This window comes from Pedobacter sp. R-06 (assembly GCF_049913135.1).
Taxonomy (GTDB): Bacteria; Bacteroidota; Bacteroidia; order Sphingobacteriales; family Sphingobacteriaceae; genus Pedobacter.
In genome coordinates this window covers 4,203,772-4,229,085 of the sequence record NZ_CP183977.1, presented here as the reverse complement: position 1 = coordinate 4,229,085, position 25,314 = coordinate 4,203,772, and the positions used below count along the sequence as shown (strand labels likewise).

Below are 25,314 nucleotides of genomic sequence, written 5' to 3'. Positions count from 1 at the left end.
AGATTTAAACGGTAAATAATTGTTGTTGAAAAGTCTGATTATAGATTACTAGATCTGAAATAAGTCTTGTGTCAGATAGTAATATCTGACAGCACAAATAATACATACCATGGATATTTTTTTATTTCACTTTAAAGTTGAATATTACAATTCCGGTTTGTACATCGGGTGCTGATTCCAATTTGTTTAAACTCGAACCTAATACAGCTTGTTCACACTTCCGCCAAAGTGCTAAATCAGATAAGGTAGTACCTTTTGCGCCTGCACGGGCCTGAACCACTTTACCATTTTTATCTACTCGGATTTGAACGGCAATTTTTCCTGCGCTTTGTCCATCATCCTGTATCCTTGGGATATCGATGAATTTTCTGCTCGCTAATGATAATTGTACATTGCCATTTCCAGAACCACCATCTCCATAGTTAGAAGCTAATGGATCGCCATCTTTATCGCCTTGGTTACCAGGCGTTTTTCCGGTTCCATCTCCCTGGCCTTGACCGGTATTCTTTTTGCCTTTGTAAAGTGCGTTTTGATTAATTACCGGTTTAGATGGCTTATCTTCAGTTACCGGAGTTGGTGCCGCAGTAGTCGGTTTTGTAGGTTTGGTATTTACGGCAATGGCATCTTCCGTATTTTGTGTCTGAATTTCCTTTTCAGTATTTTCGGTAGAGGTGGTTGGGGTCACTTTTTCTTCCGGCGTTACCTTATCAGGCGCTTTACCATTGGCATTTGGATCTGCCGATGGCTCTTCAATACTGGTATAATCATCGCCCATTCCTTCAGCAGAAGTTCCATAATTTACAACCATACCACCCATACCTACTTCTTCAGGTGGCTGGAAAGAACCAATCACGATAAAAAAGCTGATCAATAATAAAAAGCCCATAATTCCGCTTGCTATGGCAATGGCCTTAGGGTAATTATTTTCCTCGTTAGGTACGTTTTGTGCTTTGTAGTTCATTATTTTTTAGGCTCAACGGCTACAACAAGTTTTAATTTTAATTTATTGGCAATATCGTTTACCACAAATCCATCCTGATAAGTCACGTTACGCGATACATATAAAAGAATGGTCATATCTGGTGCCAGTTTCTGGTATGCTTCTAATGTTGGTTGTAATTCTTCTATGCTAACTGGTTTTTTTTCAACGAAATATTTAAGGTTTTCGTCTATCGTAACCGTAACTGCTTTCTTCGCTGTAGATTGCTGCCCGCTTGATGATTGTGGCAACAATAATTTAACCACCGTAGGATTTACCACTGCAGAGGCCAATAGGAAAAACAGCATCAGGAAGAACATAATATCGTTCAACGCTGAAGTATGTACTTCTACCGATCCTTTTGTTCTTTTGCGTAAATTCATTATTTGCCTGGTTCTTCTAGTAAATCAATAAAATCAATTGCATCGGTTTCCATTTTAAGGATGATTTTTTCAACCATAATGTTTAAAATGTGATAGAGCACGTAAGCGATAATACCAATAATTAATCCGGTTGCAGAAGTAATCATTTTGGTGTACAAACCGCCAGAAATGGTTCCGATTTCAATTGCTCCTTTAATTGACACCTGATGGAAAATGGTAATTACCCCCACAATTGTACCTACGAAACCAAGCATTGGCGCAATACCTGCAACAATACCCAATATACTGATGTTCTTTTCTAATTTAGAAACTTCTAATTTACCAACGTTTTCAATTGCACCTTCAATATCTTTAATTGGGCGACCAATACGTTTTAAACCTTTTTGCAACATGCGCGAAAGTGGAGAGTTATTATTTCTTAAAAGCGACATTGCGCCCTCTAAATTTCCCGATTGGATATAAGACCTGATCTGACCCATTAGGTTAGATTCGTCTTTAGTTGCTTTTTTAATGGTTAAATAACGTTCAAAGAAAATAACTAAGGCTAACAAAGCTAAAAAAGCCAATGGAACCATTACCCAGCCGCCTTTAAAAAGCAGATCGATAAAATGTAGTTCTGGCTGTGGTTGTGTTACTGCTTGATTAACCGCATTTGCTGTGTCTTGTAATGCTTGTGTGGTGTCCTGAATTAATAAAGTTATCATTATGGTTGTGTGTTGTTAGATTTTTGTTGTACGAAATATCCTTTTCCTTTTAGTTTTTTCTGTAAAATATCTTTCTGTTCTTTAGCTTCCTTTTCAGATGTGAAACTCGCTATACTTACCTTTTTTAAACGGCCAGGTACTTTTGCGATTTCGGCATTTAAACCGATTTTTTCCATTTGCTTAATAAACACAAGTGCTTTTTTCTCTGATTGAAAAGATGCTGCAATAACGTAAAACGTAGAAGGACCAGTGTTTGGTACAATTTTATTTTCTTTTGGAGTTTCTACAGTAGGTTTAACAACAGGTTTTGCCTCTGTTTTTTTTACCGTATCGGCGTTTTTCTGAACCTGATTGGCTTTTAAAATACTATCTGTTTTAGCTATTGAATCCTGTTTTGCTTTTAGGGTATCAACAACAACCTTTGGCGAATCGATAATTAATTGTGCAGGCTTTACAGCTTCAGTTGTTTCACCTGTAAATAATTCTGGTTTAACCAAATAGGTTATCGCTGCAATAACAGCCAAAGCTAACACTGCAATTGTAATCATCAACCAGGTTGACATACCTTGTCGCGTTTCGTCTCCATGTTCAATTGGGTCGTGACCAAAACGATTAGGATGCTCTGCATGTTGCTCTTTTATAAATGCTGGGGCTTCAATTACAGGTTCTTCTTTTTTAGTTTCGTCTTCTAAATTGATATATGTTTTAGGTTCCTCGATTTCCGACCTAAGCGAAAAACGGCTCGAAGGTTCAGTTTGTGGGACAATCGTTTCTGGTACCTCCACGGTATTGATTTCTTCAGGTGCTGAGGTGTTTTCTGTAGCAATTACTTCGTCCTGCACATCATCAGATTCAGGTGTTTCAATTGTCTGATGTTCGGCAGCGATATTTTCTACTTCCGATTCTGGCGTATGACCAAAGCGATCTGGATGCTCTTCGTGCTGTGCTACAATTGATTCAGGAACTTCTACTTCTTCAGTCGCATTTGCTACTTCTTCTATTTCTTCTTGTGTTTCATCTGATTCAGGCGTTTCAATAGCAGGTTGTTCAGTGGCAATATTTTCAACTTCTGATACTTCTTCAATCGTATTTGCTACTTCTTCTATTTCTTCTTGTGCTTTAGCAGATTCAGGTGTTTCAATCACATGTTGCTCAGCAGCGCTATTTTCTGCTTCCGATTCTGGCGTATGACCAAAACGGTTTGGATGTTCCTCGTGCTGTTCTTTGATAAACTCAGGCGCTTCGGTGATTTCTTTTGAAGCGTTTTCCGTATGCTTTAAAGTATTTTTAAGATCATCTTTAACTTCATCCAGTTCTACATTTTCGATTACCGGAGCCCGGTATGATTTATTCTCAAATGGTGATGGTACCACTGGTGCTTCAGCAATTTCATCGTACACCTCCTCCTCTTGTTGAGGCGAATCGGTTTTTATTTCCTCAATTGCGGTTTCTGCTAATGACGGAAGTCCATAAAATTCAGAACCATAGTTCATGTTTTTAACCGGTTCGAAACCTAATCCTTGTTCGGTAAAAAATAAACGACCAGTATTTTGCAACTCAGCCTCATGGTCTAATTCTAATTTTTGATTTACTTCTTCAACAAACTGGGCAATATGATTGCGGGCATCTTCCGTGGTGATGTTTGTTTTAGCTGAAATGAAATTGGCTAAAGCGTCTTCTTCGGGTAATTCCGCTGAAAATTGCAGCGTATATCCAGGAGGCAAAAACGTTTGTTTTTCCTTATCGTATCTTCCTGGGTATTTTTTTTTATAAAAGGTGCCCAAGCCGGTAATACCAACTTCTTTGCGTTGCTGCAAAAGTTCTAACAGGTATGATAAGATATCCATTCGGGTAAAATTAAGCGTTTAAAATTAAAAATTATATTCTACCTTCAAATAGTGTCTATGGGTGCTATTACACATCCTATTCCAAAAAGGGGACAAAAACGAGTACAGTTTTGTTATTTTAATCATGAAAAAAAATCACAGTTTTTTAAACCTATATCTGTATCCGTGCAAAGATAACGGTTACAAAGATAGAAATGGTATGCTAGTAAGCAAATCGCTAAATCGATATAATATCCAATTCGAAGCTAAAGCCTAAGTTATAGAAACGCTTTACTATGGAAATTGTATGTAGAAAACGAAGAGGGGGAATTTTAAAATGGCGGGTGTTTTCCACCCGCCATTAAAAATTTAATGATTATGAAGAAAACCTATAAACAAGGAACGGTAGTAGACCAATCCGTGCTTTCCATGTTAAGCAAACTTGCGGTGTGGCCATGACCGGTTGCATCTGCAATGGTGGTTCCGGTACCTTCATCAAATTTCCAATAGGCCTCTAAGTTGGTACTTGCGGCACTTACACTGCATTTATTGGCTGAAATTGTAGACTGTGCCAGTGCCGATTTCCAAACTCTCATCTCGTCAAACTGACCATTAAAACCTCTGTTTGCATCCCAGCTTCTCGAAATCTGGAATGAGCCGTTGGCCACAATGGTACCTGTTGCGCTCATGCTGGCATCTAAAGTCCCATTGATGTAGATTTTCATGGTCGCGCCATCATATGTTGCCGCAACATGATACCAGGTATTGGTGCTTAGCGCTGTAGCAGAATTAAGTTTTTTAGGTGTTGCACCACCTGTGTTCAATACAAACTGCACTTTATTATTGGCTAGAGAAGCATCACCTAAACGGAGCAAAGCCACATTAGCATCACTTACTTCGATCCCCATAATGGTTGAGATATTTGGAGCAGCAGCTTTAAAAGCCGTTGGTTTAACCCATGCTTCATAAGTTAAACTGGTGCCTGCAAGATTAAACGTATTCGAATTTAAGTATTCATTAGTACCATCGAAAACCAATGAACGGTTTCCTGCTGGTGGTGTACCTCCTGTGCCATCTATACAGTTTGGTTTTACAGCAGTTGCCGATCCATAAAGTACGTTAGACATGGCTGATAACTTAGTTTGTGAATTGTTGGCTACATTATAAACCATCGCGCTGGCCAAACCATTGTTTTTCACATAAGTAGCTACTGCTGCCTGATCGCTATTGCCTAAATCGGTACCTAAACCCAATTTACTTTTAGGTACACCAGCATTAATATAAGGTTGTAAACGCCCCGCATAATTGGTCGAAAAGTATGTTTGCTCGAATACATAATCTAAAATATCGCCAAGTTTTTGGTTGTTATAAGTAGAATTAAAATAATTGGCCTGATTAAATGCGGCCATGGTAATGAGTTTATCGGTACCCATTCTGGCCCTTAATGCTGCTGCTGCAAGTACTAATGAACCATCATTTGCAGTGCACGAAGAATACTCATCGTCGATATCAATCCCATCTAAACCATACTGTTGTACAGCGTTGGCACATTGGATGGCAAAGGCATCGGCCTGGGCGTAAGTGGTAAAACAGCCCCATCCAGCATCCTGGTGATTTCCAAGTACATCGAGCACTACTTTTATGCCTAATGATTTAAGGTAAGCCACCTTGCCAGAATTTAAGGTTTCTTGCACCTGTGGATTGAAATACAAAGTTGGTACGCCATTTACCGAATTGATATTGGCAGCGAAAATAACAGAAACACCAAATAATTGACTTGCGGAAGTTCCGTAGGTATAACATCCGGGATTTACAAAATTGTTACTGTTTACCTCTACATAGGCGGTCATGAATGGACCAGTTAAGGCGAGGGCAGAAGCATTGGTTGCTGCTCTTGCTGTACCTTTGGTACTTAATAGGTTGTCATCTTTTTCAGAATTGGCTTTTTTACAAGCATACAACAGGGCGAAAGCTGTTAACAGCAATACGCCGAAAACGGTTAGTTTTCTCATAGGTTTAAATTTTTGGTTAGAAATTGGTTTTTATGAAAACGGTAGAACAACTTACGTCATTCTACCGGGCAATGCTTGGGGCGATTAGAAATTTGCTTTATTCACATCCCACCATAATCTGGTACCGCCATTGTCTGGTCCGCCTAAAAGGCCAACTGCTTTAACAACTTCGGCACTATTACCATTTCCATATTCAGTTGATGGGAATGGCAATCTTCTGATCTGGGTTTGGGTATTTATAGATCCACCACTGTTATTATTGGCTACTGTAAATAACTTAGGATAACCCGTACGCCTGTATTCAGACCAGGCTTCCTGTCCGTCAGGGAAAATAGCCAGCCATTTTTGCGTAATAATGCGCTCTAATTTTTGTTCATTGGTAGAAGTAGGGTCCCATTTTACGGTTATTGTACTTACAGCTGCAGCATTGTTTGCGGCATTTTTCGGATCTACGTAAGCAGTAGGTATACTGGTTGCATCTGATAAATAACTTCCTGGAGCTACACTCCATTGCTGTAATGAGGTGGTAATTCCGGTCTCATAGTTGGTTTGTGCATCTCCTGCACCTGTCCAGCCACGTAATGCAGCCTCAGCCTTTAAAAACCATACTTCAGCGGCAGTCATCAAAATTTGTGGTGCTTTTTGTCCGATAGGTGATTTGGTATTATCGGTTGAGTTTAAAGTAGAATATGTTTTATAGCCTGCTTTACCCAAACCGTTAAACGAGGTATTTGCACCCGATCTGATTCCTATATACTGGCCTGCAAATAGAGGATCGGTAGCAGGTCTGGCGTAAACCGGTAAGCGTGGATCGTTGTAGCCTACCAAGTACGTTTGTAAAGCCGCACCTAAAGCATTATCGCCATCGTAAGCAACTGTAACCACCCATAAATCATTATCTCTCGTGCCCGACTGTGCTACTGCTGCATTATCTGCTACACTTGTTAATAAACCTCCAGGTGCACTCAAAGCTTTTTCAGCTTGAAGTTTTGCTGTAGCCGCATCGGCCTTTACAATACGTGTAGCCAAACGCAAACGTAAAGAGTTAGCTAATTTTAACCATTTAACCGGATCACCTGCATAGATTAAATCGCCTTTATCATAAAACGCTGTTTTACCAGGGTTTGCTGCAATATAAGTTTGTAAGTTATTGGCTGCTGTATCGATTTGTTTAAAAAAAGCACTATAAACTGTTTTCTGATCTTCATAAGGTGTAGATACCAAAGAAGAACCAGCTGTAGTATATGGAATAGGACCAAATTTATCGGTTACCCTACTCATGGCCATTACCTGAACCAAAAGGGCAATTCCCCAGGCTTCCGGCGATTTGGTTTTTACCTCGCTCTGGCCAATTTTAGAAATCGGTGCCATTACATAGTTGTACTGGTCGTTAAAACCAGCACTGTTCCAACCATCATTTAACGAGTAGTTCATATTGTTGATCCCGCCACCAAAAGGCGTAGGTGCCATCATATAGCCACTAAAAGCATCAGCACTTAGATTTTGTGCAATTTGATAGTTGTGAAAAATTTCCTGCTCAATTGGGCCTATTGCCGATTTTAAAAGTGCGGTAGTCTGCTCAGGTGAAAGTGCAGTTGGGTTGGTGTTAAAATCTTCAAAGTTTTTTGTACATCCAAAATTTAAGGCCATCAAAGATGCCAGCAAAACAGCAGACAATCTTTTAATCCCGTTATTCGAGGATTTATGATATATAGTTTTCATGTTGTTTTTGAATAGAATTAAAATGATAAATTTAGATTGAAGCCTAAACTGCGTGTTGCAGGTTGGTTAAAAACATCTACGCCAGATAAACCATTACCGGTAGACATGGTGATTTCCGGATCGAAAGGCGCCTTCTTATAGAAATAAAACAGGTTTCTGCCGGTAACCGAAAATTTAACACTTTTAAACGTTTTGCCAGTTAAAGGAAGGGTATAACCTAAAGCAGCTTCTCTTAAACGTACTACTGTAGCGCTATAGATATATTCGCCCGATACACCCGATCTGCCACCAACAAATGAATAATAAGCTTGTGGATTAACTGTTGTTGATACTGCATTACCTTTTGTATCTACACCATCAATTTTAACACCGCCTTGAGTCCTTGCATTCCCAGTTGCTTCAGATACACCTGCTTCGTCCATTAAAGCTTCGGTAAGCGACAATACCTGACCGCCAAATTTACCGTCGACCAAGAAACTTAAGCTAAAATCTTTGTAATTGAAACTGTTATTCCAGCCCAATTGAAATTTTGGATTAGGATTACCCACATAGTTAAATTCTTTACTTTTTAGCGGTGTATATGGCGAAGCTGCTGTTCCATCACCACCTAATATGATGCGGTTTTGTGCATCTCTTTGTAAAGTATAGCTATAAATATCGCCATAAGAACCACCCACTTTTAACCTCGAAATATAAGAAGTATTGCCAGCGCCTGTTAAATCTACACTGTTAATTTTATCGGCCGAAGCGATATCAATGATTTTATTTCTGTTTAATGAACCGTTTATTGAAGTATTCCAGTTTAGCCCGTCGCCTTTAATAACATCAGCACCTAAAATAAACTGGAAACCTTTGTTCTCAACATTACCTGCATTCAGGTATCCTGTTGATACCAATGAAGATGGGGGTGCAACTACAGGAATATATTGGTTTTTGGTATTGGTTTTATAATAGGTAAAGCTGAAATTGATCCTGTTTGATAGGAAACGTAAATCGGTACCCACCTCGAAGGATTTAGTCCTTTCAGGTTTTAACTCTCTGAAAGCAGCATTGGTATTGAAATTTAATGCACCATCTGATTTTAAGGTGTTTTGAATAAAAGTAAGATAAGGTGGTACTGTATTTCCAACTTCGGCATAAGTTCCTCTCAGTTTGGCATAGGTAATGGCCTCAGGAAGTTTGAACATCTGCGAAACAATAAATGATAAACCAACAGATGGATAGAAATAAGAATCGTTTGGTGTGTACGATAAGTTAGAAGACCAATCGTTTCTGCCTGTTACGGTTAAGAAAGCCCAGTCTTTATATGAAATATTGGCGTTACCAAAAACGGCCTGTAGCTGGCTGTGATTAGGAACTATGGGAACTACGTTACTTAGTGTATTTCCACTAAAGGTACCTGGAAGGGCAACGATCGTGTTAGCTGGTGAAAAGAAATCGACCGCCGAAAGGTTGCCTGCTAAAGATAAACCTGAAGTTTTCTGGTCGTTAATGCTTCCACCGATTAATCCATTCACTTTAAAATCAGAGCCAGTCATTGGAACGGTAATGTTGGCAATCGCATCTACATATTTCTGAACGTAAGTTTGGTTGCTCTGTGCAAAATAACCTGTTCCGGTAGAGTTGAAATTAGTCGCAATACCAGAGTATCTCCGGTTTTCATAATCATCCGTAGTACGGTCCATATTTCCCCTAACCTGAACGTTTAACCATGGCGCAACATCATATTTAACGCTTCCGCTCAATAAGAAACGGTTACGAACAGATGTATTTGGGTTTAAATTGGTCAACCACCATGGGTTTTGATTAATATCGGCCGGACCGCCTAACCAGTTTTGGCGTGCGCCACCCGTATTGCCAGCCAATAAATACTGATCTTTATATGGGGTAATATCAACACCTCTGGGGAAAAGATACAAGCCCAATAATGGATTTAAATACAAACCTAAAGAAGGGCTGTTGTTGATGCGTTGATTGATGTAGTTCACACTTCCATCTACCGTTAGTTTATTATTGAAAAACTTAGCCGTTTCACGAAGGTTTAAGTTGTTCCGGTTTAACTTATTGCCTGGTTGGATACCGCTGGCATAGGTATTGGAATATGAAAAATAAGTTTGCGCTATTTCGGATCCTCCCGAAAGATTTATCGCATTCGAGGTATTAATCCCCGTTTTGAAAAAATCTTTTAAATTATCTGTCGTATTGCTGATTCCACTTCCCCAGCTATCTCTCGTTGTAGTAGATGCAGGTCCGTAACTGTTTTGGAACTTTGGCTCATAAGCAATATTATCAATGGTTACACCCGATGAAAAACCAATTTCGGCTTTACCTGCTTTACCCTGTTTGGTGGTAATTAAAATTACACCGTTCTGTGCCTGGCTACCGTAAAGGGCAGCTGCTGATGCACCTTCTAAAACAGTGATGCTTGCAATATCATCAGGATTAAGGTTGGAAATACCATCGCCACCATCCTGACCGCCGCCAAATACACTGTTCTGCTGGCCATTGGCATTACCGTTATTACTAATTGGTACCCCATCTATTACATATAAAGGTTGATTGTTACCGCTTACCGAACGGCTTCCTCTCAAAATTACCTTTGCCGAACCACCAACACCCGATGCACTTGGACTAATGGTTAAACCTGCAACTTTACCGTTCAGGGAGTTCATTAAGTTGGGGCTTTTTACTTTTGATAATTCATCACCCGATACCTGTTGTGTATTATAGGTTAATGATTTTTCTGATCTTTTTACCCCTAAGGCCGTTACAACAACTGTTTCGAGATTTTTAGAGTCAGGGGTTAAAGTTATATCAACAGTACTTTGCGTACCCACGGTAACTTCTTTACTTTGGTAGCCGATAAACGAGAACACCAAAACATCACCCGTTTTAGCCGTTATGCTATATTGGCCTGAAGTATTGGTTTGGGTGCCGCCCTGTGCGCCCTTTATAGTAATGGTTACACCTGGTAAGGTAGCGCCGGTTTCGTCTTTTACCGTTCCTTTTATTACATCCTGATAAACAGAACGGAAAGAAACTGCACGGTTAAAGTGATCAATTGGTGCAGCTGCATACAAGCCTGTAGATGCATAGAGCAATAAGCAGGTTAGCTGTAAAGATTTTTTCATATTCATTATGAATAATTTTGAATAAGTATTTGGTTAATTGTTTGCCGCCTTCAGGATTCCCATCCGTCCGGTTTTATAGTTAAGAGCATTTTGCTTACACAAATTGCCTACAACGGAATTGAATTATTTTTAAATAATTTTTTCTTGGCATCATGCTGTATCTATCAGATTTCTCCGCTGCGGTCGAAATGACGATTACACTCAAGACAACCCCCAAAAATTAATTGTTTAAATGGTAAATGTTCATGATATAATATTTAATCGAAATCAGCTTTTTCCAACTGTTTCTTTTGTCTGTGTAGCCCAGCAACCTGCGGCACCCACCAAGGCAGCATCTTCATTCAATTCGGAAATATGTATTGGTAAGATGATGCCCTGCGATTCGAGGTATTTAGTCACCGCAGGAATAAAACGGCTCGACGCGTTAGCAATATTACCACCGATCACAATCGCTTCTGCCGTATGATCCTGCTGAAATTTTTTGAGGAAAAGTCCAAGATTATGGCTAAACTCTGCAAATATTTTCCGTACAGTTTGGTTATCGTCGTAAAGTCTGGTTAGTTCTCTAACATTTAGAATATTAAATCCTGTGAGTTCGTAATAACGTTTTAAAAACCAGCGTGTAGAAAGATAATCTTCCGTTATGCCGTCTAAAAAAGGTGCACACCACAAATTGGCATCGTCAACTTTTCCCTCATTATAAACTGCACTTCCTAAACCTGTTCCCAAGGTAATACCAATCAGATGCCGATAGGTACGTGCTTCACCTGCAAATACTTCTCCGGCCAAAAAGCAAGCAGCATCGTTATTCATCAAAATCTGATCCCGGCCAATCTGCAGTTCGCTGGCAAGCATATCTTTTACATTGAGGCCATAAAATGCTGCATACTTATCATTGCCAGCGATATAAGAAATGCCATTTTCATAATCGAAAGGGCCCGGCATGGCAATACCTATACAGCCAATTTCGATATCAACCTTCTGATAAGCTGCTTTAATCGCATTGCACCAGGTGCGGATAATCTGTTCTGTTGAGCCATGAGAGTCGACACGTTCGCGCGTATAAGAATTTTTAAGAATGTTCCGCTGCTGCATATCGAGTACGGCAGCTGTAATGTGCGAACCTCCGATATCAATGCCCAACACATATTTGTTTTTATTCATTGTTTTCTGCTTCAATAGATCTATAAATGGCTTGTACCTGATTGTGGCACCGAATGAAGAGTCCTTTTTTTGTTAAATTGCCTACAGCGGGAAGATTTTTTTATGAAATATTTTTTATTACCTTACATTTGATTCACCAAACTAACCAAGTTGAAAGCAACTAAGCCAGATCTAGTCGTTTTATGGAATAAGATTTGCCTCGAGGATGATATAAAATCTTTTGAGCAACTTTACCGCTTTCTGTACAGTAGGTTAATCAAATTTTCTATTTACTATGTGGTTGATAAACAGGCTGCAGAAGACCTTGTTACCGAGGTATTTGTTAAATGTTGGGAAAACCGCGCAGCAAGTACCCACGTATTAAATCCCGAAAGTTATTTTTTTATTGCAGTAAAAAATCAATCACTTAAATACCTCAAAAAAAATTCTTCAATTACGTTTATCGATTTAGTTGATGCTGAAGAGGATGTTTCGGTAACGGCACAAACGCCGGAGTATATTTTGGAAACCAAAGAACTGCACCGGCAACTTGATTTTGCCATTGCTGGTTTGGCACCTCAGGCAGCTACGGTTTTTAGGTTGATCAAGGAAAGTGGAATGAAATACAAAGAAGTGGCAGAACTGTTGAACATTTCGCCCCGAACGGTGCAGACCCAATTGTTCAGGGCCATTACAAAACTTCGCTTAATATTACAGCCTTTAAAAGATCAGGGATCTGATGAAAAAAAACTTGGAAAAATGATCTCCCTGATTATCTTAGCGGGTACTTTATCTTTTTTTTATTTCTTGTAGGCAATTTTAACAGAAAAAGGAACATATTATCAAAGGGTGAAAAAAAATGACAGATCAAAGATTTACAGAATTGCTTGGAAAACAATTGGCCGGTGAAATTTCACCGGATGAATCTGTTGAACTGAAATCGATTTTAGCCGATAATGAAGCGCTTAGGACAGAATATAAACAGTTACAGGCCTATTTTGAATCTGAAACAGCTGAAGAAGAAAATATCGATCTAGTTTTTGATCGGATCAAAGCCCAAATTACCGTTCCTGGAGAATCGGGTTTAACGATGGCCAAAAATAAATCTTACAGCATCTGGTTAAAAGTTGCTGCGGTTGTGGCTATTGTTGTTGCAGGTACATTGATATACAATAAAGAGGCCATTTTCTTCAATAAAACAGATCAGTTGGTACTAACTCAGGCGCTAACCAAAGCCGCAGAGGTGAAAACCATTGTACTGGCCGATGGCTCTACCGTGAAAATAAATTCGGGGAGCAGCTTAAAATACCCTGAACATTTTAGTGGCGATACCAGAAATGTTTACCTATCTGGTGAGGCCTTTTTTGATGTTAAGAAAGATCCTAAACACCCTTTTATTGTGCACACCGAACAATTGGCGGTAAAAGTACTGGGTACTGCGTTCGATGTTAAGGCCTACCAAAACGATACTTTTACCGAAACTACCTTAATCAGGGGAAGCGTTGCCATCTCACTTAAAAATAATACCAGGCAAACCTTTATCTTAAAGCCAAACGATAAATTTACCCTTGTAGATGGCAAACCAAATTTGAGCCAGCTCACCCATTTTACTGGAACAGGGACCGATCGGGTAATGGAAACCGCGTGGACAAACCACGAACTTATCTATAAAAACAACCGTTTTGATGAAATTGCCAGGCTTTTTGAGCGATGGTATGATGTTAAAATAACCTTTAAAGAAGCTGATCTTAAAACGATGAAATTTACCGGACATGTAGATAAAGAAACCATTATCGAAGCTTTAAATGTGCTAAAACTGATCGAAAATTTCAATTATTCGATAAAGGGGAAAAATGTCTATATCTACCGTTAGCACATACCGTTAAGCCATGTATATTTGTAGCCATGAATTGTGCGCAGAGAATCATATTGTTAATTGGATTGATTTTTCCGCTCGGTTTATACGCGCAAACCAAGGTTACATTAAATTTTAACGGAGCAAATTTTGAACAGGTTGTAGAAGCCATACAACAACAAACTGTTTATCATTTCGCTTACAGTGAATCTAAAATCCCCAAACATCAGGTATCAATCAAAGTTGAAGAAGAAGAAGCCATAAAGGTGATCGATCAATTGCTGCTCAATAGTGGGTATACTTATTCTCTTTTGCCGAACAATTTAATCGTGATCCGAAAAAATGCCGAAGGGAAAATGGGTTCTGATAGTGTCCGTTTTTTAAAAGAGGTGGTAATTACGGCTCTGGGTATCGAAAAAGACAATGATAAAGTTGGCTATGCCTTAACTACCATTAAAGGTTCTTCCATCACTAAAGCAAGAGAGAGCAATATGATTATGGCGCTACAGGGTAGGGTAGCTGGACTTAACATTACTGGTGTAAATGGTGGCCCGGGATCTGCAGCACGCATACTCATCCGCGGTGTTTCTAGTATGACTGCTGCTTCTCCATTATTTATCGTAAACGGTGTTCCAATTGATAACAGCATTCGGGGCAGTGCAAATGAATATGGCGGAGCCGATTACGGCGATGGCATTAGTAACATCAATCCGGATGATATTGAAACCATTACGATATTGAAAGGTTCGGCTGCTTCGGCGTTATATGGCGCAAGGGCTGCAAATGGTGTGATCCTCATCAACCTGAAAAGCGGTGGAGAAAATACCCAGCCAAAGCTGGAATATAACGCAAACCTGGCCTTCGATGTGCCGGTTAATTCTACTGATTTTCAATATTTGTACGGTCAGGGTACCCAAAATAAACGGCCTGCCGATCTGTACAATGCAATTATTACAGGTTTATTGAGTTGGGGAGAACTTATGGATGGCAAATTAACACCTCAGGTAGATGGTTCTATGCGGCCTTATGCTCCTGTAAAAAATAACATCCAGACTTTTTACCGCACCGCCCCAGCCTTTATTAATACGCTGTCGCTGGTTGGTGGAAATACCAATAATAACTACAGGGTTTCGGTTTCCAATTTGGATTACAATTCTGTTTTAAGCAATGGAGCTTTGAACCGGAAAACGCTGAATTTTTATGGTACAGTTGCCTTAAGTCCTAAAATATCATTAAGCTTTACCGGTAATTACATTTACGAAAGGAACAAAAACAAAAGTTACCTCAGTGATGGTCCTTTAAATGCAAATTACGGGATCTCAGCTTTGGCCACCAGTTTAGATCAATCGATCTTAGCGCCTGGTTATGATACCGAAACAGGTTTTGAAACGCGTTGGAATGGGGATGAATATAAAACCAATCCTTATTTTTTAATGAACAAACAGGCCGATTATGCCAATAGAAACCGTTATATCACATCAGCCGTATTAAAATATAAGTTGGCCAGCTGGGCATCACTGCAGGGCAGAATTGGCTACGATTCGAGTAAAGATGAAGTGGTGAGTATTTTGCCTACAGGAACTGCATTTTCCATTAACAGGCAGGGCGGTATGAATGCTTATGATCAAAACCATACTTCAGAACTCAATAGCGATATTTTATTCAGTGCAACCAGAAGCCTGAGCGATAAATTGAACCTCGAATTTTCAATGGGCGCAAATTATCGCGAAAGAAGGGGCAATACCGAAAAACTGAAAGGATCGCAGTTTAAAATACCGTATCTGTATGTGCCAGAAAATCTGATTACCAGTACCAAAACATTGGCCATATCCAGAATTGTAACTGAATCTGCTTATTATACTGCCGATCTCAGCTATCAGCGTTATCTTAACTTCTCCGTTACAGGACGTTACGATATCTATTCTACTTTGCCTGCTAACAACCGGGGCATATTTGTACCTGGCGTATCGGGCAGTTTTATTTTCTCCGACCTGTTGAAATTCAAGGGGCTGGACTTTGGTAAATTGCGGTTGGATTTTGCCAAAACAAGTGGCGAACCCATTGTTCCGTACACCACGCAAATCTATTATGCCGTAGATAATCAGGTAAACGGCGTGCCTGTAGGTGGTTTTTCAGGCGATTTACCCAATTACAATTTAAAACCGTTTACCCTGAATGAAATAGAGGCAGGCCTCGACCTTAAATTTTTTAATAGTCGGCTGGATATCGATTTTACCTATTTTAACCGCATTACCCACAACGAAATTATTAATGCAAAACAATCGGTTACCACAGGTTTTACTTCCGCTTATGTTAACCTTGGCGAAACCCGCAATGCAGGAATAGAACTGGCTTTAGGCTATACGCCATTGCTTACAACAACGGGCAAATGGCAGATTAACTTTAATATGACCAAGGTAAAGAATACCCTGCTTTCTATCGATGGCAACAGTAATTATACCCTTACGGGTACCTATCGGCCGTTAAATGCCAATACAGCGCTGGTGGTTGGTAAACCGATTACGCAGATTATGGCTTACGATTATCTACGCGATGCCAATGGAAACATCATTATCGGATCCGATGGCATACCTAAGCGGGGTAATTTTATTCCAATGGGCGGCACCATGCCTACTTTATATGGAGGGGTAACCAACAGTTTTAGCTATAAACAGTTTAGTTTTTCCTTTTTGATCGATTATCGCTTTGGCAATAAAATCCTATCCGCTACAGAATATTACAGTTATGTGCTTGGCTTAAATAAAGCCACTTTGATCGGTAGAGAAACAGGTATTGTTGCCGATGGGGTATTGGAAAATGGGCAAAAAAATACCATTAACGTTCCTGCTTATGCCTATTACCCTGAACTGGCCACTAATATTTCTGCATTATCGGTGCTTAACGGGAGTTTTATTAAACTGAGGCAGGCTACATTAGGTTATTCTTTTAGTGAACGTTTTTTAAAAAGAACACCTTTTAGTAGTATAGGGATAGATCTGGTGGCACGGAACCTGTTTACCTTGCTTAAATACACTAAAAATGTAGATCCTGAGTCACAGTTCTCACCAACATTGAGCTACGCCGGGATAGAAGGTGCTTCATTGCCTGCAACACGTACGTTTGGGGTTAATTTTAATTTTAAATTCAAATAAGATGGCCATGAGAAAGTTATGTGTTTTAGGTATTTTTTTTCTGGCTTTAATGGGCAGTTGTTCTAAGGAAAAGCTAAACGAAATCAATACCGACCCAACTAAACTCACCGAAGATAATTATGATCCTAACAGCTTGCTTGCACAAGCACAGTTAAAATATGCCAATTTGGGCTATTATCAGCTTCTGTATCAGAGTACCATGATGCAGTTGCTTGCCTCAACCTACTATTATTACAATAATGGCGATAAATACATCAATGTGGGGAGTTTTACCGATTATCAGGGGCGTATTTTTGATGAAGGTTATACAGATGCCTCTTACATCAGAGAGATGCAACGACTGGCCAGATTAAAAGATCCGGTGGCCTATAAAAACCTGATTGCGATTGGTGATATGATGTTTGTATTGATTTTACAAAGAATTACCGATACTTATGGCGATGTGCCTTATTCGCAGGCTGTTAAGGCGATGCAAGGTGTTAAATATCCCGTTTACGACCGTCAGGAAGATATTTACACACAGATGCTGAACGATCTCGAAACGGCTACAGCGCAATTGGATACCGAAAAACCCGGACCTAGCGCCGATCTTTTTTATAAAGGTGATATCAGTAAATGGAAAAAGTTTGGTTATTCGTTAATGCTTAGGATTGCCATGCGGTTAACGAAAGCAGATCCGGAGAAGGCCAGAATTTGGACCGAAAAGGCCGTGGGCAAAACTTTTACCAGTATTAACGACAATGCGATTCTGTTAACCGATGCTTCTTCCTTTAACAGTCAAAATGGAACATCACTTGCTTTAAGAACATTTTCCGACTATCTGGAAGTACGATGGAGTAAAACATTAATTGATCAGTTAAAAAATACCAATGACCCCAGATTGGGTGTGATAGGTGAAGTACCGAAAGATGGATTGGCCAAAAATGCAGATCAGAATTTAAGCGGAAATACCGATGCAACTGTTCAGCTTGGGATGCCAAATGGATACGATCTGCAGGGTGGAACCACTGATATCAGTCATTCGCCAAACTATCCAGGTGGAACGGGTAGCGGAAGTGATTTTGCTCCGCTTGGAAAATATTCCAGACCACGCACCGCGATGTACCTTAAATTAGGCGGACCAATTTTTATCCTGAGTTACGCTGAAATTGAATTTTTGCTTGCCGAAGCCAAAGTGAGGGGATGGAATATAAATGGTACCGCAAACCTGCACTACACCAATGGCCTAACGGGCGCGATCCAATCGCTTGCACAGCTGGATCCTTTAGCTGCGGTTGATGCCAATAAAATCACTGCATTTGTAAACCAGAATCCACTTGATGAAAGCAGTACACAAAATGCATTAAGCGCAATCAATACACAATACTGGGTAACTACAGGAACGGATTTTAATTTCATAGAAGCCTGGTTAAACTGGAAAAGGAGCGATTATCCCAAGCTTATTCCTGTAAATTATAAAGGCAACGTCACCAATGGCACTATTCCCCGCAGGATGATCTATCTATCAACAGAGGTGCTGAACAATCCCCAAAACTATAAAGATGCCGTAGCCAGAATAGCAGGGGGAGATGTACTTACCTCACGGGTTTGGTGGGATAAGTAATGATTGAATAAGGGGATACACCTAAATCATCATATAATAGATACGTTTTAAAGACTATAAATATCTAACGTGTTTTTTTTTCTTTCCATGGTTTATGCCTTTGATCATCAGGTATATGCCCAGAAATAAAAGAATAGCTAAAATAATTATCCCAACCGCAATAGGCAAAAAAATAGCTGCTGATGCAAAGAACTCACTCCATAGCACACGGGGATAAAAAAAATAAGTTAGGATCAAAAAAACTAGTAACATTAAGATCGAAAAAAAATAAAGGATTTTAGGCGTTGAGTTGATTTTCATGTTTTATTTAGATAGGTGTGAAATGATAAGAGTGGATATTGTTTAATTTAAATAAGGGTTTTGAGGAATGTAAACCAAGTGGTAACCGCTTTTCTTAAGCAGGTTAGTCGTGTGCTCATCAGGTAATTGTTTGAAAATAATTGTCGTTAACACCTGTGAGGGCATAACCCTTAGTTTAAAGAGGACATCAAAAAGGAACTTCTTCATTTTGATTAAGAAAAATTGCCTGCTGTATTGATCGATTGATATTGATTCTGCCCCTTTAAACCAGTAATTTGGATTGATTTTTTTAAAACCGACCATTGGTAGGCCTAAACCTGCGGCCAGTTTTTCAAATTCCCGTTCAGAAACCTTGTATACAAAATTTCCAACAGGCTCAAATGAAAAACGGTTTTTCCATATTTTGTTAATAAATTGCCCGTTTTGGGCAAAAAGATTGCTCAGCATTAATAGTAAAGGCATTTTTGTTACCGGATCTTGCGGCTCCATCACTACCACACCCGATCTGGCCACTCTGATCATCTCGTACATTGCAGCATATGGCCTAGGGAAATGGTGGTAAGATTCTTTGCAAAGCACAAAATCAAAGCTATTGTCTTCTCGCGATAGCTTTTCTGCATTTTCTGCAGCACAGGCATTAATAATTCCCTCTTTTAGTGCAACATTTAAAAAATCGGTATTCAAATCGGTTGCCAATGCCTTATTACCTGAGTTTAGGATATACTGTGCATCAAATCCATACGCATCCCCTACGGTAAGCCAGCTTCGGTCTTTTCTGTCTAAAAGCGGATCTAGACAACTGAAAAATAGTTGTTGCAGCCAGTTGGCAACATTGTTTTTGCCTGTAGCCCTCACCTTTCCATAAAAATCGCGTTTAGAACTTTCAGATGGGAAATGTTCATTGTACCATTCGTTGTGTCGGTTATAGCTTTCATTGTGACGCATAGATCAGGGTTTACAAGATCATACGAAGCCAGTGCTGAAAACGCTTGGTCGAAAAATAAAATGTATCAATAAAAAATAAATTAATTTTAACCCAGCGTTTTTCATATCCGCTGCGTAACCTTGTTATAACACCATGAAAAACCGCTTACCGAACCAGATGGATGAACCTTTTTTTTAAGCAGGATACTAAACTAATCAGAGGCTGCAAGGCTAATGAGCGGCAAGCACAGGAAGGTCTCTATAAGCTTTACTATGCCGATATGCTGCGTATATGTTTTCGTTATTTTAAATCAGATGATCTGGCACATGATGCGCTGAACGTTGGTTTTTTGAAGGTTTTTCAGCATATCCATACTTTCGATGCTAAAAAAGGAGAATTTGGTGCCTGGATTAGGACAGTGATGGTAAGGTCATGCATTGATATTGGCCGAAGAGAGGCGAAGTTTAACGAAACAATCAGCCAAGATGAAATAGAGGAAATCTTTATCCAGCCGTCTGTGTTAGATAAACTTTTTGTAGAAGATCTCCTGAAATTGATACGCCTGTTGCCAACCGCTACCCAGTTGGTTTTTAACCTTTCGGTTATAGATGGCTATTCACATAAGGAAATTGGAGAACATTTGAACATTACCGAGAGTACATCAAGGTGGCACCTCTCTGAAGCAAAGAAACAGTTGAGGACAATGTTAGCTTCCTCAGCAATTGATAAACCAACTGAAAACATAAAAAGAAGATGAGAAATTCAGCATGGTATCATAAACTCTGGCGCAATAAATTCGATAGTCTTCCAATTCAGGATGCTGCGGATGCTTCATGGGCGGGTATGCACAAACTGCTCAATGAGCAGATGCCGATTAGTACCGTCGGCGGCCATGGTCCTAATTTATCTACAGGAGCCAAACTATTTAAAATAATTGGGTATACATTGTCTGTAGCTGCTGCGGTTTCTACTGTAGGCTACTTTACAGTTCTAAAATCAAAAAATAAACAGAAAGAAATAGAAAAGAAAGTTAAACCTGCAATTCTCGATTCAATAGCTTTTGATAGTAGCAAGGTGATAAGTTACGGCAATCTGGGCGATACGACTATAATCAAGGATAGTATTGATCAGAATGGAAATCCAATTGATCATGTTGTGGCGCAAAATAAAGGCGCTGACAATGATTCTGCTGAGGTTGTAAAACGTGTGAATGACAATGAAAACGTTATTTTATCTGCCGCTAAACCGAATGCTGTTTCTCCCATTAAAAACAAACACGATGGTACACAAAGACGTTATACTTCTGGACGATTTGAAAATTTAAGTTCGAGATCATCAAAGCCTAGCTCAAAAGTTGATGGTCATGAAACTAAAGGTTGGAATGTTGATAGTTCGTTTAGGAACGGACAAAATCTGTTATTAATACCGAATAGTTATCAGGAAACAAATGGATTTTTTAAACAGCTTGCTTCACCAGTTTCCATTTTAAATCAAAGAGCTGTTTTACAAACCTATGCCCCTGTCTATTCACGAAGTGCATCTTCAATAAATACCAGTAGGAGGGGAAGCAAAAATAAAGCAGATCGCACCACTGCAGGTAAAGCCTTGAAAGTAAAAAATGTCAGATCACCCAAAATCAAAACGACCAAAATTAAACAGGAAAGCGAAATTATAGTGCCTACATATAGTTATGGTGTAACAACAGGAATGAATGTGCAGAAAGGCAGCAGTAGTTTTTATGGCGGCATATCGGGCGCTTATTCATTAAGTAAAAAATGGCAGCTTTCAGTTGGCGTAAATGTTAATAGCTATCAAAAAATTATTGGAGAATTTACACATCCGAGTTATTACCGCCCCGATTCGTTACCGCCGTTTACAATTGCAGCTACACGAAAAGTGATTACGGTAGATATTCCTTTAACAGCTGCTTATAGGCTTTCAAAACATATTAGTGTTAAAGCAGGTCCGGTAATTAGCTTTGTGGGCAAGCAGTCTGAAATGATAACCAGATTAAAACCGATAGCCGATCCACGTGATACGTTATACCATAGCAGGCAAATCGACTCGACCTTAGTAAATACAGTAAGCAATAAGGTAAATATAGGGTTTACCGGCGGCATCAGTATTCACATTAAACAATTTGATATCAATGGAAGCTACCAATGGTTAACTCCATATAAGGTGAGCAATAGTTTGGGTTCTTTTAAACAGACCAACCGGGCTTTTAGGATTGGGATAGGATATAGGTTTAAATAACTATAGTAGAAACAAGATTGAAAATGATTAGTATTGTTTCATAAGAGACGATAGAAAACAGAAATTTCAAGGCTAATGATAGCGAAACCTGGTATGGGCTTTCTTAAATTTTACTAACCAGTTTCAAAGTTTTCAAGTCGTAAATTGAAATTTCGTTTTTATCCGTTTTATCGTATTTATTGTTGTTGTTTGTATCATAGTGTTCAGTAACCACAACGGTGCCTGTTTGTTTATTTACAACCCAGGTCCTTACAAAGAGTTTATTGTCTGTTAACTGTGTTTTTTTTTGTCCATCAGGAGATAAGATTATAATCTGTTTTGGGTCGTTCCAGTCTATTCCCTTTTTTTCATCAAGATCAATGGTTTGGGCTGAAATAATAATTTGATTGATCCCTAGATGATCAATTTTAACATGTTCCAGTTTTTCAAAATAGCCATCACTTGGGAAATCTACCTGTTTTGTTTGTCCGTTTTTTGTATTAATAAACAGTAGGTATTTGTTTTTAGCATCAGGTATTTTTCCCCAGTTTTCAACACTTGCAATTACATAATCTGTTCCTTCAACTTCGGTCAATTTATTGAAATGAATATAATTGTTTTTGTCCTGGCCATAAACGGCTAGGGTGAAAATGCTTAAGATGCTTATGAATATTTGCTTCATCCTTTTAGGATCTATAATGTTTTAAGTTATTTGTTTGTTTCGCTTTTCCATTCATGCTCAACATTTGTCATAAGTAGCGCATTGTCAAATGTCACCGATCCTCGGGGGAAAAGATCTTCGTTTTCAAAAAAACTTGATTTTACCTTCAAGACCTCAAGTGGTCTAACTTTCCAATGGTATGCTTTTAATCTCAGACCATCAAACTTGTCTTTATTTGGTGAATATCCAAGGTCGCCGTTTTCAAAAAAATCCGACGCATTTTCTAGTGTTTTAAAAATTGATTGATTGTTAAACCAAGGAGTCTCATTAGCATCAATTAATATCTCAGTATTATCTGAGCTCTTAAAGCTAATTTGGTAATTTCCGTTTTCTTCTTCTATGTTGAATTTTGCATGAAAGTGTTTGCCAGGAAATATTCGTCCACCAATGAGCGCATTTAATTTTAGCGAAGTATCCCGACGTGGGATATAAACTCCTGATTTTGTTACACCGTCCTCATCCCATTCAACTGCAATTCGATGAGCACCATTTTCAGAATTTACACCCATAAAGTTTGGTAACCCTTTTGGTTTTATATTTCTTAGTCTGATTAAGCATATTCCAACAATGGCCTTTTCCATATAAACTTTTGGTCTAAAAGGAAAGGGAATCAGTTCTTTCACAATCTTTGGGTCGGCTGTGAAGTTAATTAAGATTCTTCTGTCAATATATCCATGTATTGTTGGGATTCTCATTCCGCTTTAATTTTAAGCTAACTAAAGTAAATATAGTCGAATTCACAACAATATTAACGTTGTTCAATTAAGAGAATAGCTATTAATAATTCTTTCTGAAAATAATTTATCTTAAAGTTGTTTTTAATGATGATCGGCCGCCTCTAACCCTGTAAACAAAATACGCCTTTAAGTTTAACTTAAAGGCGTATAAAATATTAAAAATAGATTTTATGTTTTTTATTACTTAAAAGGAATAGGTTAAGCCACCGAAAATATTAAATCCGTTTGCCTGATAATACAAATACCTACTGTAGTTTGTATTTAAGATGTTGTTTGCTTTTGCAAAAACAGAGAATTTTTTGTTAATGCGGTAATCGGCGCCAAGACCTAAATCTACATAACCTTTAACCGTTTTAATTTCCTCTATTGATGGATTTGGAATTAGATACTGTGCAGGATTAACTGGATTAGCAATGTTTACTTTTGCTTTAATATCATCCTGAATTACAACACCAGCATTAAAGCTTAGTTTTTTATTGTAGGTATAAACAAAGTTCGAACTTACTTTTAAACCTGGTTTAAACCAAGAGTAAGTCTCTGCTGCGGGCTTCCAATCGTCGATATTTAATTTACCAGTCCATTTTAAGGCATCGCTAACCTGAACAGAAATTTCACCTTCTAAACCTGTTAATTTCGTTTTACCGAAATCGTATATCACATCAAATTTGTTAAAATCAGTAAAGTTGTTGATGAACAAAGGCATATCATCAAACTGTTTTACATATACACGTGCTTTGTAACCAAAACCTGGGCCACCAGTACCTTTAATACCAGCACTGAAACTTAACTTTTCAACGGTGTTTCTAACCACGATATTGCTGTTTAACCAGGGGTTTTCATCGGTAAAGCCTTTTAGCGAGTTTCTGTTTACATCGCCTTTAACTTCTCCAAAAACTTGTAGGTAATCAGGAATTAAAGTGAAATCGGCGGTAACAGCAGGAAAGATTCTAGAGCTGCTAAAAGCACCAAATTCTTGTACGAAATTAATCCCGGCTGTAATTTTAGCACCCTTAACCTGTAAACGGATATACGGATTTAAACGCAACAGATTATTGCCAACACTGGTTAAAGCATCTTTGCTATTACCGAATTCGGTTGATGCGGCTAAACCTAAGTTTAACGAATGAATACGTTTGTTTACATAACCATTTAAGCTCAGGTAGTTTTCTTTTGCACTGAATTTATCATTCCAGATATAACCATTGGCTTTTAAAGCATAACTAAAAGCATCTTCATCTTCGGTAAAGTTTTTTACCAGCTCACCTTCCAGCTCAATGGTGGTTAAGGCTTGTTTATCAGGGTTAGGGTTTAGCGTAGGTCTGGCATCATCTATACCATAAAAGTAGGTGCCGTTGCGTTCAAAATTAATGCGGCCACTAACAGTATTCTGCTCTAAAATACTGCGGCCAAAAATGCTTAACTGTTGATTGCTGCTATTCTGCTTGTTCAGCTTTCCTTCCTGACTAAAATGTTTAAAGTATCCACCAACCTGTAAACCTTCATCTTTACCTGTGTTGAAATAAGCTTCGCCCAAAAGGGTAGCTAATGACCCGAATGCTCCTTTTACATAATTGTTAACCAATATGCTTTCTTTTTCTTCGGCCAGGGCTTGTGCCTGTAACTTTTGGATATCGCTGTTCAACTCCAGCTTTCTATCCAAAATGCTGTAGTTTAATTTTGCTTTGTAAGTTTTAACATCATCTAAATTCGGGCTTCTTCTTAGTTTTACAGCCTCCGCCAAAATTGGTTTATATGGGCGAACAACTTCAATCTCTTCGTTTACAACCCCTTTTTCCTCAGTTTTTTTATCCTGCGCCTGAGCAGTCATTAATCCAGCAGCTAAAAAAAACAGTGAACTATATATATATTTAATCAATTTCATAATG

General features: G+C 38.8%; 18 protein-coding genes. 6 read left to right on the top strand and 12 right to left on the bottom strand.

Annotated features, from left to right (window positions below):
* Nucleotides 1-121: 121 nt before the first annotated feature.
* From ACN9MR_RS16845 to ACN9MR_RS16810, 8 genes are all read right to left on the bottom strand, one after another.
* Nucleotides 122-961, bottom strand: a complete 840-nt coding sequence (locus ACN9MR_RS16845; protein ID WP_426325327.1) for an energy transducer TonB — start codon at nucleotides 959-961, stop codon at nucleotides 122-124.
* On the bottom strand, nucleotides 961-1,362 hold the full coding sequence (locus ACN9MR_RS16840; RefSeq protein ID WP_131032034.1) for an ExbD/TolR family protein: 402 nt from the start codon (nucleotides 1,360-1,362) through the stop codon (nucleotides 961-963). The genes ACN9MR_RS16845 and ACN9MR_RS16840 overlap by 1 nt, the downstream gene beginning before the upstream one ends.
* Complete coding sequence (locus tag ACN9MR_RS16835) at nucleotides 1,362-2,066, bottom strand: MotA/TolQ/ExbB proton channel family protein (RefSeq protein ID WP_029279915.1); 705 nt, start codon at nucleotides 2,064-2,066, stop codon at nucleotides 1,362-1,364. Before ACN9MR_RS16835 ends, ACN9MR_RS16840 begins: the two co-directional genes overlap by 1 nt.
* On the bottom strand, nucleotides 2,066-3,913 hold the full coding sequence (locus tag ACN9MR_RS16830) for an SPOR domain-containing protein (RefSeq protein WP_426325324.1): 1,848 nt from the start codon (nucleotides 3,911-3,913) through the stop codon (nucleotides 2,066-2,068). The genes ACN9MR_RS16835 and ACN9MR_RS16830 overlap by 1 nt, the downstream gene beginning before the upstream one ends.
* A gap of 368 nt (nucleotides 3,914-4,281) precedes the next feature.
* Entirely contained in the window at nucleotides 4,282-5,904 is a 1,623-nt protein-coding gene (locus ACN9MR_RS16825) for a LamG-like jellyroll fold domain-containing protein (protein ID WP_426325322.1), read from the bottom strand.
* 84 nt (nucleotides 5,905-5,988) lie between these two features.
* A complete protein-coding gene (locus ACN9MR_RS16820) occupies nucleotides 5,989-7,626 on the bottom strand; it encodes a SusD/RagB family nutrient-binding outer membrane lipoprotein (protein WP_426325320.1) in 1,638 nt (545 codons plus the stop codon).
* 17 nt (nucleotides 7,627-7,643) lie between these two features.
* Nucleotides 7,644-10,757, bottom strand: a complete 3,114-nt coding sequence (locus ACN9MR_RS16815) for a SusC/RagA family TonB-linked outer membrane protein (protein WP_426325318.1) — start codon at nucleotides 10,755-10,757, stop codon at nucleotides 7,644-7,646.
* 267 nt (nucleotides 10,758-11,024) lie between these two features.
* On the bottom strand, nucleotides 11,025-11,921 hold the full coding sequence (locus ACN9MR_RS16810) for an ROK family protein (RefSeq protein ID WP_426325316.1): 897 nt from the start codon (nucleotides 11,919-11,921) through the stop codon (nucleotides 11,025-11,027).
* Nucleotides 11,922-12,071: 150 nt separating this feature from the next.
* On the opposite strand from ACN9MR_RS16810, the gene ACN9MR_RS16805 reads away from it, so the two are divergent.
* The 4 genes from ACN9MR_RS16805 to ACN9MR_RS16790 are packed head-to-tail and all read left to right on the top strand — an operon-like array spanning nucleotide 12,072 to nucleotide 18,510.
* The gene (locus ACN9MR_RS16805; protein WP_426325314.1) at nucleotides 12,072-12,713 is read left to right on the top strand and encodes an RNA polymerase sigma-70 factor; all 642 of its coding nucleotides are present in this window, start codon (nucleotides 12,072-12,074) and stop codon (nucleotides 12,711-12,713) included.
* A gap of 46 nt (nucleotides 12,714-12,759) precedes the next feature.
* Nucleotides 12,760-13,773, top strand: coding sequence for a FecR domain-containing protein (locus ACN9MR_RS16800; RefSeq protein WP_426325312.1), 1,014 nt, complete (start codon nucleotides 12,760-12,762; stop codon nucleotides 13,771-13,773).
* Between the two features lie 32 nt (nucleotides 13,774-13,805).
* Nucleotides 13,806-16,907, top strand: a complete 3,102-nt coding sequence (locus tag ACN9MR_RS16795; RefSeq protein WP_426325310.1) for a SusC/RagA family TonB-linked outer membrane protein — start codon at nucleotides 13,806-13,808, stop codon at nucleotides 16,905-16,907.
* Between the two features lie 7 nt (nucleotides 16,908-16,914).
* On the top strand, nucleotides 16,915-18,510 hold the full coding sequence (locus tag ACN9MR_RS16790; RefSeq protein WP_426325308.1) for a SusD/RagB family nutrient-binding outer membrane lipoprotein: 1,596 nt from the start codon (nucleotides 16,915-16,917) through the stop codon (nucleotides 18,508-18,510).
* Nucleotides 18,511-18,852: 342 nt separating this feature from the next.
* Here ACN9MR_RS16790 and ACN9MR_RS16785 read toward each other — a convergent pair whose 3' ends face one another.
* On the bottom strand, nucleotides 18,853-19,755 hold the full coding sequence (locus tag ACN9MR_RS16785; RefSeq protein ID WP_426325307.1) for a class I SAM-dependent methyltransferase: 903 nt from the start codon (nucleotides 19,753-19,755) through the stop codon (nucleotides 18,853-18,855).
* 161 nt (nucleotides 19,756-19,916) lie between these two features.
* Between ACN9MR_RS16785 and ACN9MR_RS16780 the strand changes: the two genes are divergently transcribed.
* Both ACN9MR_RS16780 and ACN9MR_RS16775 read left to right on the top strand, forming a co-directional pair.
* Complete coding sequence (locus ACN9MR_RS16780; protein ID WP_426325305.1) at nucleotides 19,917-20,492, top strand: RNA polymerase sigma factor; 576 nt, start codon at nucleotides 19,917-19,919, stop codon at nucleotides 20,490-20,492.
* A complete protein-coding gene (locus ACN9MR_RS16775; RefSeq protein WP_426325303.1) occupies nucleotides 20,489-21,991 on the top strand; it encodes a hypothetical protein in 1,503 nt (500 codons plus the stop codon). Before ACN9MR_RS16780 ends, ACN9MR_RS16775 begins: the two co-directional genes overlap by 4 nt.
* A 103-nt stretch (nucleotides 21,992-22,094) precedes the next feature.
* On the opposite strand, the gene ACN9MR_RS16770 is transcribed toward ACN9MR_RS16775, so the two are convergent.
* The 3 genes from ACN9MR_RS16770 to ACN9MR_RS16760 all read right to left on the bottom strand — a co-directional run bounded on the left by ACN9MR_RS16770 (nucleotide 22,095) and on the right by ACN9MR_RS16760 (nucleotide 25,310).
* On the bottom strand, nucleotides 22,095-22,652 hold the full coding sequence (locus ACN9MR_RS16770; protein ID WP_426325301.1) for a hypothetical protein: 558 nt from the start codon (nucleotides 22,650-22,652) through the stop codon (nucleotides 22,095-22,097).
* A 26-nt stretch (nucleotides 22,653-22,678) separates the two neighbouring features.
* Nucleotides 22,679-23,386, bottom strand: coding sequence for a DUF2071 domain-containing protein (locus ACN9MR_RS16765; RefSeq protein WP_426325299.1), 708 nt, complete (start codon nucleotides 23,384-23,386; stop codon nucleotides 22,679-22,681).
* Between the two features lie 226 nt (nucleotides 23,387-23,612).
* Entirely contained in the window at nucleotides 23,613-25,310 is a 1,698-nt protein-coding gene (locus tag ACN9MR_RS16760; protein WP_426325297.1) for a hypothetical protein, read from the bottom strand.
* Nucleotides 25,311-25,314: the final 4 nt, after the last annotated feature.